This window comes from Pseudomonas sp. BN515, from assembly GCF_029873155.1.
Lineage (GTDB): Bacteria > Pseudomonadota > Gammaproteobacteria > Pseudomonadales > Pseudomonadaceae > Metapseudomonas.
Genome location: NZ_SSOH01000014.1, coordinates 47,328 through 63,618, shown reverse-complemented (window position 1 = coordinate 63,618; position 16,291 = coordinate 47,328). Strand labels below are relative to the sequence as shown.

Here is a 16,291-nt window from a genome sequence, read left to right as displayed (position 1 = left end):
CTTTCAAGTGTTATTCGATGCATAAGTGAAACTTTGATATGCGCCGCCTCAACCTGGACCAATTGCACACTTTCATCGAGGTCATCACCGCCGGGAGCTTTTCTGCCGCTGCGGAGCGCCTCGGCCTGACGCAGCCGGCGGTCAGCCTGCAGATTCGCCAGCTGGAGCACCGTTTGAACGTGCGCCTGATCGAGCGCGTCGGCAAGCGGCTCAAGGCCACCTCCGCAGGTGAGAGGCTGCTGGAGCATGCCCGGCGCATCGACGATCTGGTGGAAGAGGCGCTGCAGGACATGTCCAGCCATGCCCTGGGCGTGGCCGGGCAGGTGGCCATTGGCACGGGTGCCACGGCTTGCATCCACTTGTTGCCGCCCTTGCTGAAGGACATGCGCCGACGTTTTCCGGCGCTGGATATTCGCGTCAGTACCGGCAATACCGACGACGTGGTCGCTGCGGTGATCGAGAACCGCCTGGATATCGGCCTGGTGACGCTACCGGCGGCGGGCCGCAGTCTGCATGTGCAGCCGTTGCTGCGGGACGAATTCGTCGCCATCTCGGCGGTCGGGGCGTTGCCCGCGCAGGTCTTGCCGCGGGACCTCGCGGAACGGCCGCTGGTGCTCTTCGAGCCGGGCAGCAGTACGCGTCTGCTGATCGACGACTGGTTCCTCCAGGCCGGCCTGCGCCCACGGGCCGTGATGGAGCTGGGCAGCATCGAGGCCATCAAGGAAATGGTGGCGGCGGGGCTCGGCTGCAGCATCGTGCCGAGCATGGCGGTCAAGGCCGCGCACCATCGGCGCGGCCTGGAGGTGCATTCGTTGGCCCCGGAACTGTCGCGCACCTTGGGGCTGGTGCTGCGTCAGGACAAACCCGTGGGGGCCGGGTTGCGCAAGGTGGTGGAAGCGCTGGAAGGGTTGGCTCAGTCGCGATCCGGTGCACCCAGCGGGAACAGCGGCCGGTAGGGGCGCGCTTCGTTCACCGCGCGGGCGACGGACGGATGGGCCAGCAGGCGTTGCCGATAGGCGCGCAGATTGCCGAAGGCCCCGTCGATCGGATGCACCCAGTCGGCATAGAACAACGATGGCGCCGCCGCACAGTCGGCCAGGCTGAAGGACTCGCCGACGGCCCAGGTGCGGCCCGCGAGCTTTTCGTCGAGCCAGGTGTAGCTGCGTTCCAGCAGGCGCTTGGCATCTTCCACGCCGCACGCGTCGCGCTGGTCTTCCGGGCGCAGGCTGTTCAGCACCGGTTTCTGCATCGGCGTCATCACGTACCAGTCGAAGAAACGATCGAGCATCCGCACCTCCAGCGCCGCGTCCGCTGCTTCGGGAATCAGCTTCACTGGCCCGGCATGATGCTGCTGCAGGTACTCGATGATGATGCTCGACTCCATCACCGCCCGCTCGCCGTCGAGCAGCAGGGGAAAGCGCTGCATCGGCCAGAGTCGCTGGAATTCCTCGTAGGTGGCTGGGTCGTCCGGGGAAAGCAGGCGCATGCGGAACGGAATGTCGTTCTCGTAGAGCGCGATCAGTACCTTCTGGCAGTAGGAAGAGAAGGGGTGGGCGAACAATTGCAGTGACATGGGCGACTCCTGTGAAGGTTCGGATTCGCTGACTGGTCGATTGTCGCGCAACGAAATCGACTGCCGTTCCACCGTCGAGCTGGAACTGCCCGACGTTCGGCTCGACCAGCCGCTCGCACGCAGAGATGCATTGCAGGGTAGCTGACAGCTTGCTGACAGAAATGCCCGGTATCCTGCCGCCGTCCGGTGACACGATTGCCGGGCATGCTCTCCCTTCCCATGCGGTTCGGCGGCGGTTCCAGGCCACAAGCCTGTAACCGGCCGCCCTGCGAGCCTCCTGGGCACGGTGCAAAGCGGTGCGCTTGGCGCACCCTACAGTCACCCTGGGCGCACGGCGCAACTGACCTGGTAGGGTGCGCCGTGCGCACCAACGATTGGACGCAGGTCCACCCCCGGGCTACGGCGGTGGCTCAGTCGTCCCGGGTCAGCACTTCCAGCAACTCGATCTCGAACAGCAGGTTGGAGTTGGGCTTGATATGGGCACCCATCTGGCGCTCGCCATAGGCCAGGTGCGCGGGGACGTAGAGCTTGCGCTTGCCGCCAACTTTCATGCCCATCAGGCCGATGTCCCAACCCTTGATCACGCGGCCGGTGCCGATCACGCACTGGAAGGGTTTGCCGCGGCTGTAGGAGGAGTCGAACTCGGTGCCGTCCTCCAGCGTGCCCCGGTACTGGGTGGTGATCAGGGCGCCCTTGACCACTTCCTTGCCGTCGCCCAGCTGGATATCGGTTATCTGCAGTTCGTCACCCATGGGTGTGCTCCTTGATTTGAACGTGGAAAACCACCCCCTGTGGACGTGGTCATGAGACTCCGGCGTTGCCGCGATGTGCCGGTGCGCGCGGCACACCCTACGATCGTGAACCTTGATTCGTTGGTTGCGTGTGGCCATTCGCGGGCAGCCTTTTCGCAGGAATCGGACGTGCTGGCAACAGGTGCGTCAGCCGAGGAAACGGTCCCCCATGACTTTTCGCAATCCGGTTTCGTGCATCCTGCATGACCTGATGCAGGGCAATCGTGCAAGTTTCCCGTCGCCCACTCTGGAGCCTCGGGTCCATGTGGCTGATTCCCAAGGAATCCCCTGAAACACCGGTTTGGGCACGCCCTTCGCTAGGTACAGGGGTGCGACAACCAGACAGGAGAGTCCCGGATGAAGCTGCCATTCACCGCCTTTTACGACGCCTTTCCGCAGCACGAGGTAACGGTCCAGCCACGTCCCGATGGTTCGTTGCTGCTCACCTTGGTGGGACAGGACGGCAAGCCCTTGCGCAAGGCCATCGACAGCGAGGCCTTCTACAGCGATGAGCGCGTACGCCAGGTGATCCACGAGTTGCAGCGGGACCTGAAGCTGGAAGCCGGAGACGTGCACTGGCACGACAAGGGCATTGATTGGGTATCCCGCGAACTGCCCACCTATCAGGGTGGCCCCGTCCACCTGACGGCAGCCAAGACCCTGGTGACGCGGCGCAAACAAGCCCTGGAGCAACAGAGCCGCCGGACGCAGGCTCGCTGAGGCGCGTCAGCCGCCCCAGACGCCGTGGGCGCGCAGGGCGCTGTCGGCGTCCATTTCCAGCAACGCGGTACGGGTATCGAGCAGGTGCGCAAGCAGTCCGGCCACGGCCTTGCGTTGGCCCGGGCCGCAGTGCTGGAAGAAGGCGTTTTCCGCGCCTCCATAGTCGAGGTGGAAGACCATCTGCCAGCCATACCAGTCCAGTTCCGGTACCGGTTCGGCCAGTGCGAAGCGCGCCAGGGCAGGGAAGTAATAGGCGATGCCTTCGGGCGAGCAGAAGCAGATCGGGTCCCAGCCGGCATTGCCGACATCGGCATGCTGCAGGGTGTCGCGGTCGCGGCTGCGCAACAGCTCGTCATGCTCGGCGCATTCGCAGCAGTGACGGTAATGGGTGAAGTGCTCTGGGCGCGGACTGTCGCCGAAGGCGGCATCGATGCTGGCGAGGATCTGGGCGTCGGTGGGCATGGCGCTGGCGTCGTCTGAAGTCGGGATGACGCTAGCCGGCGCAAGCCACACGGGCAAGAGCGGTGGCGCCAGCGGTCGTGGAGGTGGGACCAGGCGCTCGTTCAACAGGCGAGAAGGGACAGGCGAACCTGTCCCTTCCCAGCAGCTCAGCTGCGTTTGGCTTTTTCAGCGAGTTCTTTCTGCTGCGCGACTTCTTCCTGTGCCTTGCGCTTCTGCTCGATCTGCGCGAGACGTTTCTCGATGCGGGCCGTGGTGCGCTCGGCGCCGCCCGAGGCCATTGCGCTACCGGTGGAAAGGGCTACGGCAAGCAGGGTGGCGGTAGTGATCAGGGTTTTCATGGTCGGTCTCCTGTCGAGATCAAGGGTTGGGGTATCCAGAGCAATCTCCGAATTCGTTGCATCCGTCCTTGAAACGGTCCGTGGGCCCCGGGTGGCCGGCGTTGCCGGTCGCCCGCGGATGCCCACGCGGACCTGAATAAAAAGCCCCACGGTGAGGAGCTCGACTCCGCGGGGTGAAGTTGCCGGCCGGGGGAGGCCGGGCAAGGGAGGAAAGGGTCAGGCCTGCGGCTGCCAGCCGCCGCCGAGAGCCTTGTAGATGGCGACGATGCCGCGATAGACATCCGTTTCGGCCTGGGCCTGGGCATCTTCGGCGGCCAGCCGCTCGCGTTCGGCGTCCAGTAGCACGAGGAAGTCCACGGTGCCTTCGCGATAACGGGTTGCGGCCTGTTCGGCGGCAGCGCGGGTGGCTTCCGATTGGCGCACCAGGGACACCAGCCGCTCCTGGCGCTTGCCGTAATCGCTGAAGGCGTTCTCCGACTCTTCCAGGGCCAGCAGCACCTGCTGCTCGTAGCTGGCCAGCGCGCCCTCGGCGTCGGCTTCGGAGGCACGGATCTGAGCCCGGACGCTGCCGAGGTCGAAGGCCGCCCAGGAAATGGTCGGTGCCACGGCCCAGGCGCGGGCGGCGGAGGAACCGATCTGCGAACCGCGCCCGGCGGTGAAGCCGAGGAAGCCGGAAAGGCTTACGCGGGGGAACAGGTCGGCAGTAGCCACGCCCACACCAGCGGTGGCGGCGGCCAACTGGCGCTCGGCAGAGCGGACATCCGGACGGCGGCGCAGCAACTCGGCGGGGTCGCCGATGGGCAGTTCCTTGGCGATCACCGGCAGCGGTTTGGGCGACAGGTCCACGGTCAGCTGCTCCGGGCGCTGGCCAAGCAGGGTGGCGATGCGGTTGCGGGCGCGGGCTTCCTCGGCCTGCAGTTGCGGCACGCTGGCTTCGGTGGCGGCCAGGCGGCCATCGGCGCGCAACACGTCCAGTTCGCTACCGACACCGGCATCGCGCAGTTGCTCGGTCAGGGCTCGGGATTCGCGCTGGTTTTCCAGGTTGTCGCGAGCGATGCGTTCACGCAGTTGGGCCCCGCGCAGGTTGCCGTAGGCGTCCACCAGCTCGGCGATAAGGCTGACCTGCAACTGTTGCAGGTCGGCCTGGGCCGCGTCGGTTTCCGCTTCGCTGGCCTCGATCTGCCGCTGGATGCGGCCGAACAGGTCCAGTTCCCAGGCCATGTTCAGGCCCAGGTCGTAACGCTCGGCATTGACCCGCTCTTCGGTGAGGCCGGGTTGCTGGCCCTTGCCGATCTCGGCGCTGGCACCGGCGGTGACCACCGGGAACTGGTCGTTGCCGACGTCATCGCGGATGGCGCGGGCGGCCTTGAGGCGGGCGAAGGCCACGCGCAGCTCGCGGTTTTCCTTCAGCGACTCCTGCACCAACTGATTCAGGGTCGGGTCGTCGAACTGTTGCCACCAGAGGCTCTCGAAGCGGGTGCGATCGACCTTCACAGCCTCCGAGGAGGCGAGCCGCGCGGGCTCGCTTTCCGGGGCCTTGTAGTCCGGGCCTACGGCACAGGCGGAGAGCGCCAGGGCCAGCAGGGCAGGGGCAAAAGCCTTGTACATCATGCGTGGGCTTCCTTCAGTTTCTGGGCGCGGGCGGCCTTGCGGGCTTCGCCCTTCTCGACGAAGCCGCGGATCAGGACATAGAACACCGGGGTCAGCAGCAGTCCGAAGAAGGTCACGCCGATCATCCCGCTGAACACCGCTACACCCATGGCATGGCGCATTTCCGCGCCGGCGCCGGAGGAGATCACCAGGGGCACCACACCCATGATGAAGGCGATGGAGGTCATCAGGATCGGGCGCAGACGCAGGCGGCAGGCTTCCAGGACGGCAGCGATGCGGTCCAGGCCTTCTTCCTGTTTCTCCTTGGCGAACTCGACGATGAGGATGGCGTTCTTGCACGCCAGGCCCACCAGTACGATCAGGCCGATCTGGGTGAAGATGTTGTTGTCGCTACCGGCCAGGATCACCCCGGTGATGGCGGAGAACAGCACGGTCGGCACGATCAGGATCACCGCCAGCGGCAGGCTCCAGCTCTCGTACTGGGCGGCCAGCACCAGGAAGGCCAGCAGCACGCAGAGCGGGAAGATGAACACCGCGGTATTGCCGGCGAGGATTTGCTGGAAGGTCAGGTCCGTCCACTCGTAGGTCATGCCGTTGGGCAGTTCTTCGTCCAGCAGCTTGGCGATCGCCGCTTCGGCCTGGCCGGAGCTGTAGCCGGGGGCCGCAGCGCCGTTGATCTCGGCGGTGATGAAGCCGTTGTAGTGCATCACGCGGTCAGGGCCCGAGCTGTTCTCCACCTTGACGAAGGTGGACAGCGGGATCATCTCGCCACGGTTGTTGCGCACCTTCAGCTGGCCGATCTGCTCGGGCTCCAGGCGGAATTGCTGCTCTGCCTGCACGTTGACCTGGTAGGTGCGGCCGAAGCGGTTGAAGTCGTTGGCGTACAGCGAACCCAGGTACACCTGCATGGTGTCGAAGATGTCGCTGATGGCCACGCCGTGGGTCTTGGCCTTCTCGCGGTCGATGGCGGCATCTACCTGGGGCACGTTGACCTGGTAGCTGGTGAACACCGACATGGGGTTCAGCTCCGGCAGCTGGCGCGCCTTGGCGATGATGTTCTGGGTCTGCTTGTACAGCTCTTCGTAGCCCAGGTTGCCACGGTCTTCGACCTGCAGGCGGAAGCCGCCGATGGTGCCGAGGCCCTGTACCGGGGGCGGCGGGAAGATCGCGATGTAGGCGTCCTGGATGTCGGCGAACTGCTTGTTCAGCTCGGCCGCGATGGCGCCAGCGGACATGGACGGGTCCTTGCGCTCATCGAAGGGCTTGAGCGGGGTGAACACGATGCCGCTGTTCGGGCTGTTGGTGAAACCGTTGATGGACAGGCCCGGGAAGGCCACGGTGTTTTCCACGCCCGGATGCTTGGAGGCGATCTCCGACATGCGCTTGATCACGGCCTCGGTGCGGTCCAGGGTGGCGGCATCCGGCAGTTGCGCGAAGGCCACCAGGTACTGCTTGTCCTGCTGCGGCACGAAGCCGGTCGGGGTGCTGGAGAAGCCCAGGTAGCCGAGCACCAGCAGGCCGCCGTACACCACCAGGGCGATGCTGCTGCCACGCAGCACACGGCGCACGGTGCCGACATAGCGGCCACCGGCACGCTCGAACATCCGGTTGAACGGGCCGAACAGCCAGCCGCCGAACAGTTTGTCGAGCACGCGGGAGAAGCGGTCTTTCGGCGCGTGGTGATCCTTCAGCAGCACTGCGGCCAGGGCCGGCGACAGGGTCAGCGAGTTGAAGGCCGAGATCACCGTGGAAATGGCGATGGTCAGGGCGAACTGCTGGTAGAACTGCCCGGTGAGGCCGGAGATGAAGGCGGTCGGTACGAACACGGCGCACAGCACGAGGGCGGTGGCGATGATCGGGCCGGTCACTTCCTTCATGGCCTGACGGGTGGCGTCGATGGGGGATTTGCCGAGGCCGATGTTCCGCTCGACGTTCTCCACCACCACGATGGCGTCGTCCACCACGATGCCGATGGCCAGCACTAGGCCGAACAGCGACAGGGCGTTCAACGAGAAGCCGAACAGGTGCATCACCGCGAAGGTACCGATCAGCGATACCGGTACGGCGGCCAGCGGAATGATCGAGGCGCGCCAGGTCTGCAGGAACAGGATCACCACCAGCACCACCAGCACGATGGCTTCGAGCAGGGTGTGGACCACCGCCTCGATGGAGCCGCGCACGAAGATGGTCGGGTCATAGACGATTTCGTAGTCCATGCCCTGGGGGAAGTTCTGCTTCAGCTCGGCCATGCGTGCCCGGACGGCATCGGAAATCTCGATGGCGTTGGAACCGGGGCGCTGGAATACCGGGATGGCCACGGCCGGCTGGTTGTTCAGCAGCGAGCGCAGGGCGTACTGACTGGAGCCCAGCTCGACACGGGCGATGTCCTTCAGGCGAGTGATTTCGCCGTCTTCACCGGAACGGATGATGATGTTCTCGAACTCTTCCTCGGTGACCAGTCGGCCCTGGGTGTTGATCGAGAGCTGGAAGCTGTTGCCGGCGTTGGACGGCGGCGCACCAAGGGCACCGGCGGCCACCTGGCGGTTCTGCTCGCGGATGGCGTTGACCACGTCAGTAGCGGTCAGGTTGCGCGAGGCCACCTTGTTCGGGTCCAGCCACACACGCAGGGAGTAGTCGCCCATGCCGAACAGCTGCACGTCACCCACGCCGTCCAGGCGCGCCAGCTCGTCCTTGACGTTGAGCGCGGCGTAGTTGGACAGGTAGAGCATGTCGTAGCGGTTATCGGGCGAGGTCAGGTGCACGACCATGGTCAGGTCGGGCGAGGCCTTGTCCACCGTGATGCCGATCCGGGTGACTTCCTCCGGCAGCTTGGGCTCGGTACGGGTCACGCGGTTCTGCACCTGCACCTGCGCGTTGTCCAGGTCGGTACCCAGGGCGAAGGTGATGGTCAGGGTCAGCTTGCCGTCCGCGGTGGCCTGGGAGGACATGTAGAGCATGCCTTCCACGCCGACGATGGCCTGCTCCAATGGCGAGGCGACGGTTTCACCGATCACCTTGGGGTTGGCGCCGGGGAAGGTGGCGCGTACCACTACCGTCGGCGGAACCACTTCGGGGTATTCGCTGATGGGCAGCTGGAACAGCGAGATGGCGCCGCCGATCAGGATCAGCAGCGACAGCACGGCGGCGAAGATCGGCCGCTGGATGAAGAACTGGGAAAAATTCATGTCGTGCTACCTCAGCCGCGCGGACCGACGGAAGGTTTGGTGGCGTTCTGCTCGGCAACGCGCGGGGCGTCGCGCTCTTCCACGGACTGGCGCAGGCGGGCCAACTGGTCGAGGGTGGCTTCGTCGGCCATGGGCACGGCTTCCGGTTCCACCGGGGCGCCCGGCATGGCGCGCTGCAGGCCGTTGACGACGATCTTCTCGCCCTTGGCCAGGCCGTTGCGGACGATGCGCAGGCCTTCCAGCTTCGGACCCAGCTCGATGGAGCGGTAATTGACCTTGTTGTCGTCACCGAGCACCAGGACGAACTTCTTGCCGAGGTCAGTGCCGATGGCTTCGTCCTTGATCAGCGCGGCCGGGTAGGTCTCGCTGCCCACCAGCTTGATGCGGGCGTAGAGGCCGGGGGTGAAGCGGCCGTCCTTGTTGTCGAACACGGCGCGGCCACGGATGGTGCCGGTGCGCGGGTTGACCTGGTTGTCGAGGAAGTCCAGCTGGCCCAGGTGCGGGTTGCCGGTTTCGCTGGACAGGCCCATGTAGACAGGGCTGGCGGCGCGGGTGTCGGAGCCGGTCTTGCGGGCCAGTTCCACGTACTTGAGGAAGGCGCGCTCGTCGGCGTCGAAGTAGGCGTAGACCTTGTCGGTGGACACCACCGAGGTCAGCAGCGACTGGCTGGCGTTGACCAGGTTGCCTTCGGTGATTTCGGCACGGCTGACGCGGCCATCGATGGGCGCGGTCACGCGGGTGAAGCTGAGGTTGAGCTTGGCGTTGTCGAGTTCCGCCTGGGTGGCGGCGACGGCGGCCTGGGCTTCGACAGCGGCAGTTGTGCGGGCGTCGGCCAGTTCGGCGGAGATGGCGTTGGTCTGACGCAGGCGTTCGCCGCGGCGGGCTTCGTTGGCGGCTCGGCCCTGGTTGGCGCGGGCCTGTTGCAGCTGGGCCTCCAGGCGCTTGACCTCGGCCTCGAAGGGGCGCGGGTCGATCTGGAACAGCAGGTCGCCTTTCTTCACCAGGCTGCCTTCGTCGAAGGCCACGCGATCGATGTAGCCGGAAACGCGCGGACGGATTTCGACGGATTCGGGGGCTTCCAGGCGGCCGGTGAACTCATCCCACTCGTTGAGGGGCTGCTCGATCACCTCGGCGACGGAGACTTTGGGGGCTGCGTGGTTGAGGTTGGCTTCCGGTGCCTTGCCACAGGCGACCAGTACCACTGCTGCCGCAAGGGTAAGTGGGTAACGCCAGAGATTCTTGTGAAGTGCTTCCATGGGACAGCTCCGCCAATTGGTTTTATGAATGGGCGGAGTCTGCAAGCTGGGATTCGACCAGACGAATCGAATGCCCTGAAGATGAATATCACTGGAAGTGATTGATCAGGGTGGAGTTATGGGAACGTTGATGGTTTGTAGCTGGATCAAGAATTGTAGGGGCGATTTCAATCGCCAAGGGGTGCGAAGCAGCCCCGGAATGGTTGATGGGCAGACCTTCGGCCTGCTTGGCGAATGAATTCGCCCCTACAGGAAAAGCTGCGCCCCCACACAGAGGAGCAGGCTTGTGGGGGCGGCTATTCCAAGCTATCCGGATCGCCGCAGTACATCTGGATGCGCGAACGCAGCCAGCGCTCGGCGGGGTCGTTGTCCTGGGCGCCGCGCCAGGCCATGGACAGCTCGAATGCCTGGGTCGGCATGGGCGGGTCCTCGGCGCGCAGGCCGCCGGCGGCAGTCAGGGCGGAGGCGGTGTAGTCCGGCACCATGGCCACCAGGTCGGTGCCCGAGAGCAGGGTGCCGAGGCCATTGAACTGCGGCACGGCGAGCACGACCTTGCGGGTCTTGCCTACCTTGGCCAGTTCCTCGTCGACGAAGCCACCCAGGTCGCCGGCGAAGGACACCAGGGCGTGGGGCCGTTCGCAGTAGTCGTCCAGGCTCAGCGCGCCGGGCACCGAGTCGGCGCGCAGCAGCTTGGGCTTGGAGCGTCGCAAGGTCTTGCGCTTGGCGTTGGCCGGCAGTTCCTCCGTGTAGGCGACGCCGACGGAAATTTCGCCGGAGGCCAGCAGGTTGGGCATCAACAGGTAGTTGGTGCGCCGTACCACCAGCACCACGCCAGGAGCTTCGGCGCGCAGGCGGCGGAGCAGGGCAGGAAGCAGGGCGAACTCCACGTCGTCCGACAGGCCAATGCGGAACACCGCATTGCTGGTGGCCGGGTCGAAGTCGGCGGCACGGCTGACGGCAGTGGAGATGGAGTCCAGGGCCGGGGAGAGGAGGGCAAAGATTTCCACGGCTCGCGCCGAGGGCTCCATGCTGCGGCCGGTACGGACGAATAGCGGATCGTCGAACAGGGTGCGCAGTCGCGCCAGCGCCGCGCTGATCGCCGGCTGGCCGAGGAAGAGCTTTTCCGCTGCGCGTGTCACGCTGCGCTCATGCATGAGCGTCTCGAACACTATAAGAAGGTTGAGGTCAACTCTTCGCAGGTCGTTCCGGTTCATGGAATCATCCGTAATTAATGTGTGAAAGGTGCAATTCCCCGGTCCGGTCGTCAAGGCTCACATCATCGCCGTTTATGACAACTATCAATGGCTGCGGGTGGTTTTGTGGATAAAGCCCGGATAGAGTCCGTGGCTATGAAGAGTCAACAGGCGAGGTATGTGATGTCCCGCATGATCCGTTTCCATCAGTTCGGAGGCCCTGAAGTCCTCCAACTGGATGAGCTGCCGACCCCCGTTCCGGGGCCGGGTGAAGTGCTGGTGCGTACCCAGGCCCTGGGTGTGGGCTGGAGGGACGTGCTCTGGCGGCAGAACCTGGCGGCCGAACAGGCGGCGAAATTACCTTCCGGCCTTGGTTCCGAGATGGCCGGCATCGTGGAAGCCGTTGGCGAGGGCGTTGAAGACCTGGCCGTCGGCACGCCCGTTGCCAGCTTCCCGGCCAGTACGCCGAGCCAGCATCCGGCCTGGGGCGACCTGGTCCTGATGCCGCGTAGCGGCCTGGTGGCCTATCCCGACGCGTTGACGCCGGAGGAAGCCAGCATTCATTACACGGCACTGCTGATGGCCTATTTCGCCCTGGTCGACCTGGGCGGCGTGAAGCCTGGTCAGCACGTCCTGGTCACCGAGGCCGGGCACTGCCTGGCACCGCAGACGGTACAGCTCGCGAAGGCGCTGGGTGCCAAGGTCATCGCCTCCACCAGCTACCCGGAAAGCCGTGCCTTCCTCAAGCAATTGGGTGCCGACAAGATCATCGTCACCGAAGAGCAGGACCTGGTCCTGGAAGTCGAGCGCTTCACCCAGGGCAAAGGCGTCGAAGTGGTCCTGGACCAGTGCGCCGGCCAGCAGATGAAGCTTCTGGGCGACGTCGCCGCGCAGCGCGGCAAGCTGGTGGTCTATGGCTGCAACGGCGGCAACGACACCGCGTTCCCGGCCTGCGCCGCGTTCAAGAAACATCTGCAGTTCTATCGTCATTGCGTACTCGACTTCACCGGTTCTCCGGAGCTGGGCATCGAGGCTAATGAGGCTTCGGTCAAGCGGGCGCTGGACCATATCAACCAGATGACCCGTGATCATCTGTTGAAGCCTCCGATTGATCGCGTATTCGCGTTCGAGGACTTCGTCGAGGCCAACCGTCACATGGAAACCTGCCCGGCAGGTGGGCGTGTGGTGATGAAGGTTGCCGACTGAGGAAGGCGGGGCGGGCCGTTGGGTCCGCCCCGAATCTGTCTTGTTGTGGAATGTTGGGCAGTGTGCCGCGCGAGGCGGCCGGGTCGATAGCCGAATCCTGCTGGATTATTGCCTGATCCTCCTGAACCACTGCCAAGCGCGAGACGAGCCTGCAAGCCATGGGTAGAGTTGGCCCATCTTCCCCGAGGGTCCAAACCATGAATGCACATGCATTCCTCGCCACTCAGGAATCCGACTCCGTCGCGCGCCAGCAGCAGGAGCTGGTGCGGATCATTGAACGATTCACCCGCCAGGGCGGCCTGCTGGAAACTGCCATTCCGGGCCTCATCCTGTATCGCGCCACCCAGCCCAGCGAGCCGCTGCACTGCCTTTACGAGCCGGCCCTCGGCCTGGTTGTACAGGGGCGCAAGAAAGTACTGCTGGGGGACGAAACCTATTACTACGGGCCGTCGGAATACCTGGTGGTGTCCGTTGACCTGCCGGTGATCGGTCAGGTCACCGAGGCCAGCCCCGAGGTGCCGTTCCTCAGCCTGCGTCTGGAACTCGACCCGAAGGAAATCAGCACCCTGCTGATGGAGCTGCCGATTCCCACGCCCGTGCCGCAATCCTGTCCGCGCTGCCTGTCGGTCAGCGGATTGGGCGATTCGTTGCAGGACGCCGTGCTGCGTCTGGTGCGGCTGCTGGATACCCCCGAAGACATCCCCGCGCTAGCGCCGCTGGTGCGCCGCGAGATTCTCTACCGCCTGCTGCGCGGCGAGCAGTGCGCGCAGCTGCGCCAGATCGCCAGCAGCGGCACCCAGGGCCACCGCATCGGCCGGGCGGTGAACTGGTTGCGGAAGAACTTTCACCAGCCGCTGCAGATCGAGCGCCTGGCCAGCGAGGTGAACATGAGCGCCTCGGCGCTGCATCACCACTTCAAGGCGATGACGGCCATGAGCCCGCTGCAGTTCCAGAAGCAGTTGCGTCTGCAGGAGGCGCGCCGGCTGATGCTGGTGGAAGCCCTGGACGCCGCCAGCGCCGGCGGCCGGGTGGGCTACGAAAGCCCATCGCAGTTCAGCCGCGAATACAGCCGGCTGTTCGGCGCACCGCCCGTGCGGGACATTGCGCGCCTGCGCCAGTCGGCGTGAAACCGCCCCGGCAGGGGCGCCCTGGACCATCCTTATCCTGAATGCCCTCGGCGTTGCCGAGCGGCTTTTCCTGAACCATCCAGACAGAGGTGGTGAGCCTGATGATTACTCTCAACCTGAACGGCAAGGACCACGAACTCGACGTGCCCGCGGACATGCCCTTGTTATGGGCCCTGCGCGACGTCGCCAATCTGACGGGCACCAAGTACGGTTGCGGCATGGCCCTGTGCGGTGCCTGCACCGTGCATATCGACGGCCAGGCGACCCGCTCCTGCGTCACGCCGGTTTCGGCGGTGGTGGGCAAGAAGATCACCACGGTCGAGGCCGTGAGCGAAGACCCGGTGGGCAAGGCCGTGCAGGCCGCCTGGCGCAAGCTCGACGTGGTGCAGTGCGGTTACTGCCAGTCCGGGCAGATCATGTCCGCCACTGCGCTGTTGCGGGGCAATCCAAAACCGAGCGATGCCGATATCGACGCGGCCATGAGCGGCAATATCTGCCGCTGCGCCACCTACGTGCGGATTCGCGCCGCCATCCATGAAGCCGCCGGCACCCTGGCTTGAGGAGAATCGACATGGGCACCTTCGAAATCGAAACCCGGGCGGCCAGCGGCATTCTCAATGTCAGCCGGCGCACCTTCCTCAAGGGCAGCGGCGGCTTCGCCCTCGGCATCGCCTTCGCACCGCTGCTGCGGGGTGGCGAAGCGCTGGCTGCCACCGCCGAACCCTTTGCGCCCAACGCCTTCGTCCGTATCGCCGGAGATGGCAGCGTGACCATCCTCGCCAAGCATGTGGAGATGGGGCAGGGCACCTACACGGGTCTGGCCACCCTGCTGGCCGAGGAACTGGATGCCGACTGGAGCCAGGTGCGCGTCGAGGGCGCACCAGCCAACGCCGCGCTCTACAACAACCTCGCCTTCGGCCCGATGCAGGGCACCGGCGGCAGCTCGGCCATCGCCAACTCCTTCGAGCAGATGCGCAAGGCGGGTGCCAGCGCCCGCGCCATGCTGGTGGCCGCTGCCGCCGAGCAATGGAAGGTGCCGGCTGCGGAGATCAGCGTGAGCAAGGGCGTGGTCAGCCATGCCGCATCCGGCAAGCAGGCCGGATTCGGTGAACTGGCCGAAGCCGCGGCGCACCAGCCGCTGCCGAGCGAGGTGAAGCTCAAATCGCCCAAGGAATTCACGCTGATCGGCCAGGAGCGCCTGTCTCGCAAGGACAGCGCCGACAAGACCGACGGCAGCGCCACCTTCACCCAGGACTTCAAGCTGCCCGGCATGCTGGTGGCGGTGGTCGCCTACCCGCCGCGTTTCGGCGGGGTGCCGAAGTCCGTCGATGCGGGCAAGGCCAAGGCCGTGCCCGGCGTGGTCGAGGTGGTGGAGTTCAAGGACACGCCCCATGGCCGGGCCGGTGTGGCGGTGCTGGCGAAGAACACCTGGGCCGCGCGCCAGGGGCGTGACGCCCTGGTGGTGGAGTGGGACGAAAGCAAGGCATTCAAGCTGGGCAGCGAGGAGATCTTCGCCCGTTACCGCGAGGCAGCGAGCAAGGAAGGGCTGATCGCCGGCAAGCAGGGCGACATTGCGGCAGCCCTGGCGCAACCGGCCAAGTTGATCGAGGCCGACTACGAGTTCCCCTATCTGGCCCACGCCGCCATGGAACCGATGAACTGCCTGGTGAAGATTTCCGCCGGCCAGTGCGATGTGTGGAACGGCGAGCAGTTCCAGACGGTGGACCAACTGGCCATTGCCAAGTACCTGGGCATTCCGGTGGAGAAGGTCAGCCTGACCCAGCTCTACGCCGGCGGCAGTTTCGGCCGTCGTGCCAATCCGCAGTCGGATTACCTGCTGGAGGCCGTGGCCATCGCCAAGGCGGCCCGAGCCAAGGGGCACGAGGTGCCGGTGAAACTGGTCTGGACCCGCGAGGATGACACCCACGGCGGTTTCTTCCGCCCTGCCTATCTGCACCGTGCCCGCCTGGCGCTGGATAGCGAAGGCAAGTTGCAGGGCTGGCACCAGCGCGTGGTGGGTCAGTCCATCCTCAAGGGAACGGCCTTCGAGGGGGCGATGGTGAAGGAAGGCATCGACCACACGTCGGTCGAGGGAGCGGCCAACCTGTCCTACGCGGTGCCTAACTTGCAGGTGGAGCTGCATACGCCGGATGACATCAGCGTCCCGGTTCAATGGTGGCGCTCAGTGGGACATACCCATACCGCCTATGCGGTGGAAACCCTGGTCGACCAGGCGGCCACCACTGCCGGCAAGGACCCCTACGCGTACCGTCACGAACTGCTGGGCAAGAAGCCGCGCCATCTCGGTGCGCTGGAGCTGGCCGCGCAGAAAGCCGGCTGGGACCAGCCGTTGAAGCCGGGAGCGGAGGGCGAAAAGCGTGGCCGCGGAATTGCCGTGCACGAGTCGTTCGGCTCCTTCGTCGCCCAGGTCGCGGAGGTGACGGTCAAGGCGGACGGAAGCTTCAAGGTGGACCGGGTGGTCTGTGCGGTGGATTGCGGCCTGGCGGTCAATCCGGATGTGATCCGCGCGCAGATGGAAGGCGGGATCGGCTACGGCCTGGCGGCTGCGCTGCACGGCGCCATCACCTTGAAGGAGGGCGTGGTCGAGCAATCCAACTTCCACGATTTCCAGGTGCTGCGGATCAACGAGATGCCGGTGGTGGAGGTGCACATCGTGCCATCGGCGCAAGCGCCAACCGGGGTAGGGGAACCGGGCGTGCCGCCCATCGCGCCGGCAGTGGCCAATGCGATCTATGCGGCCGTGGGGCAGCGCATCTACAAGCTGCCGCTGCCTCGGCAGGTGCAGCAGGCCTGATACAGGCTGCCGAG

At 65.4% G+C, this 16,291-nt stretch carries 14 protein-coding genes; 6 read left to right on the top strand and 8 right to left on the bottom strand.

Going from position 1 to position 16,291, the window contains the following annotated elements:
- Positions 1-38: 38 nt before the first annotated feature.
- Entirely contained in the window at positions 39-956 is a 918-nt protein-coding gene (locus E8E91_RS02970) for a LysR family transcriptional regulator (RefSeq protein WP_280374528.1), read from the top strand.
- Here E8E91_RS02970 and E8E91_RS02965 read toward each other — a convergent pair.
- Together E8E91_RS02965 and E8E91_RS02960 are read right to left on the bottom strand one after the other, a co-directional pair.
- Positions 914-1,573: a glutathione S-transferase family protein gene (locus tag E8E91_RS02965; RefSeq protein ID WP_280374527.1), complete on the bottom strand. Its 660-nt coding sequence runs from the start codon at positions 1,571-1,573 to the stop codon at positions 914-916. The genes E8E91_RS02970 and E8E91_RS02965 overlap by 43 nt on opposite strands.
- Positions 1,574-1,983: 410 nt before the next feature.
- Positions 1,984-2,325 (bottom strand): FKBP-type peptidyl-prolyl cis-trans isomerase, encoded by a 342-nt coding sequence (locus tag E8E91_RS02960; protein ID WP_151133444.1) that lies wholly within the window; start codon positions 2,323-2,325, stop codon positions 1,984-1,986.
- A gap of 396 nt (positions 2,326-2,721) precedes the next feature.
- Here E8E91_RS02960 and E8E91_RS02955 point away from each other — a divergent pair, with 396 nt between their 5' ends.
- A complete protein-coding gene (locus E8E91_RS02955; protein ID WP_190834127.1) occupies positions 2,722-3,084 on the top strand; it encodes a DUF3509 domain-containing protein in 363 nt (120 codons plus the stop codon).
- Positions 3,085-3,090: 6 nt separating this feature from the next.
- Here E8E91_RS02955 and E8E91_RS02950 read toward each other — a convergent pair whose 3' ends face one another.
- The 6 genes from E8E91_RS02950 to E8E91_RS02925 form a co-directional block, all read right to left on the bottom strand.
- Positions 3,091-3,546 (bottom strand): hypothetical protein, encoded by a 456-nt coding sequence (locus E8E91_RS02950; protein ID WP_280374526.1) that lies wholly within the window; start codon positions 3,544-3,546, stop codon positions 3,091-3,093.
- 146 nt (positions 3,547-3,692) lie between these two features.
- Complete coding sequence (locus E8E91_RS02945) at positions 3,693-3,884, bottom strand: hypothetical protein (protein WP_280367410.1); 192 nt, start codon at positions 3,882-3,884, stop codon at positions 3,693-3,695.
- Between the two features lie 216 nt (positions 3,885-4,100).
- Positions 4,101-5,495: a TolC family protein gene (locus E8E91_RS02940; RefSeq protein WP_280374525.1), complete on the bottom strand. Its 1,395-nt coding sequence runs from the start codon at positions 5,493-5,495 to the stop codon at positions 4,101-4,103.
- Entirely contained in the window at positions 5,492-8,680 is a 3,189-nt protein-coding gene (locus tag E8E91_RS02935) for an efflux RND transporter permease subunit (protein WP_280374524.1), read from the bottom strand. Before E8E91_RS02935 ends, E8E91_RS02940 begins: the two co-directional genes overlap by 4 nt.
- An 11-nt stretch (positions 8,681-8,691) precedes the next feature.
- Entirely contained in the window at positions 8,692-9,936 is a 1,245-nt protein-coding gene (mexE, locus tag E8E91_RS02930) for a multidrug efflux RND transporter periplasmic adaptor subunit MexE (RefSeq protein WP_280374523.1), read from the bottom strand.
- A 296-nt stretch (positions 9,937-10,232) separates the two neighbouring features.
- On the bottom strand, positions 10,233-11,150 hold the full coding sequence (locus tag E8E91_RS02925; RefSeq protein ID WP_280374522.1) for a LysR family transcriptional regulator: 918 nt from the start codon (positions 11,148-11,150) through the stop codon (positions 10,233-10,235).
- 162 nt (positions 11,151-11,312) lie between these two features.
- Between E8E91_RS02925 and E8E91_RS02920 the strand changes: the two genes are divergently transcribed.
- The 4 genes from E8E91_RS02920 to E8E91_RS02905 all read left to right on the top strand — a co-directional run bounded on the left by E8E91_RS02920 (position 11,313) and on the right by E8E91_RS02905 (position 16,277).
- Positions 11,313-12,335, top strand: a complete 1,023-nt coding sequence (locus E8E91_RS02920) for a zinc-dependent alcohol dehydrogenase family protein (RefSeq protein ID WP_280367399.1) — start codon at positions 11,313-11,315, stop codon at positions 12,333-12,335.
- Between the two features lie 197 nt (positions 12,336-12,532).
- Positions 12,533-13,462: an AraC family transcriptional regulator gene (locus E8E91_RS02915; protein WP_280374521.1), complete on the top strand. Its 930-nt coding sequence runs from the start codon at positions 12,533-12,535 to the stop codon at positions 13,460-13,462.
- Positions 13,463-13,563: 101 nt separating this feature from the next.
- Positions 13,564-14,022, top strand: a complete 459-nt coding sequence (locus tag E8E91_RS02910; RefSeq protein WP_190834118.1) for a (2Fe-2S)-binding protein — start codon at positions 13,564-13,566, stop codon at positions 14,020-14,022.
- A gap of 11 nt (positions 14,023-14,033) precedes the next feature.
- Entirely contained in the window at positions 14,034-16,277 is a 2,244-nt protein-coding gene (locus E8E91_RS02905; RefSeq protein ID WP_280374520.1) for a xanthine dehydrogenase family protein molybdopterin-binding subunit, read from the top strand.
- The last annotated feature ends 14 nt before the right edge of the window (positions 16,278-16,291 follow it).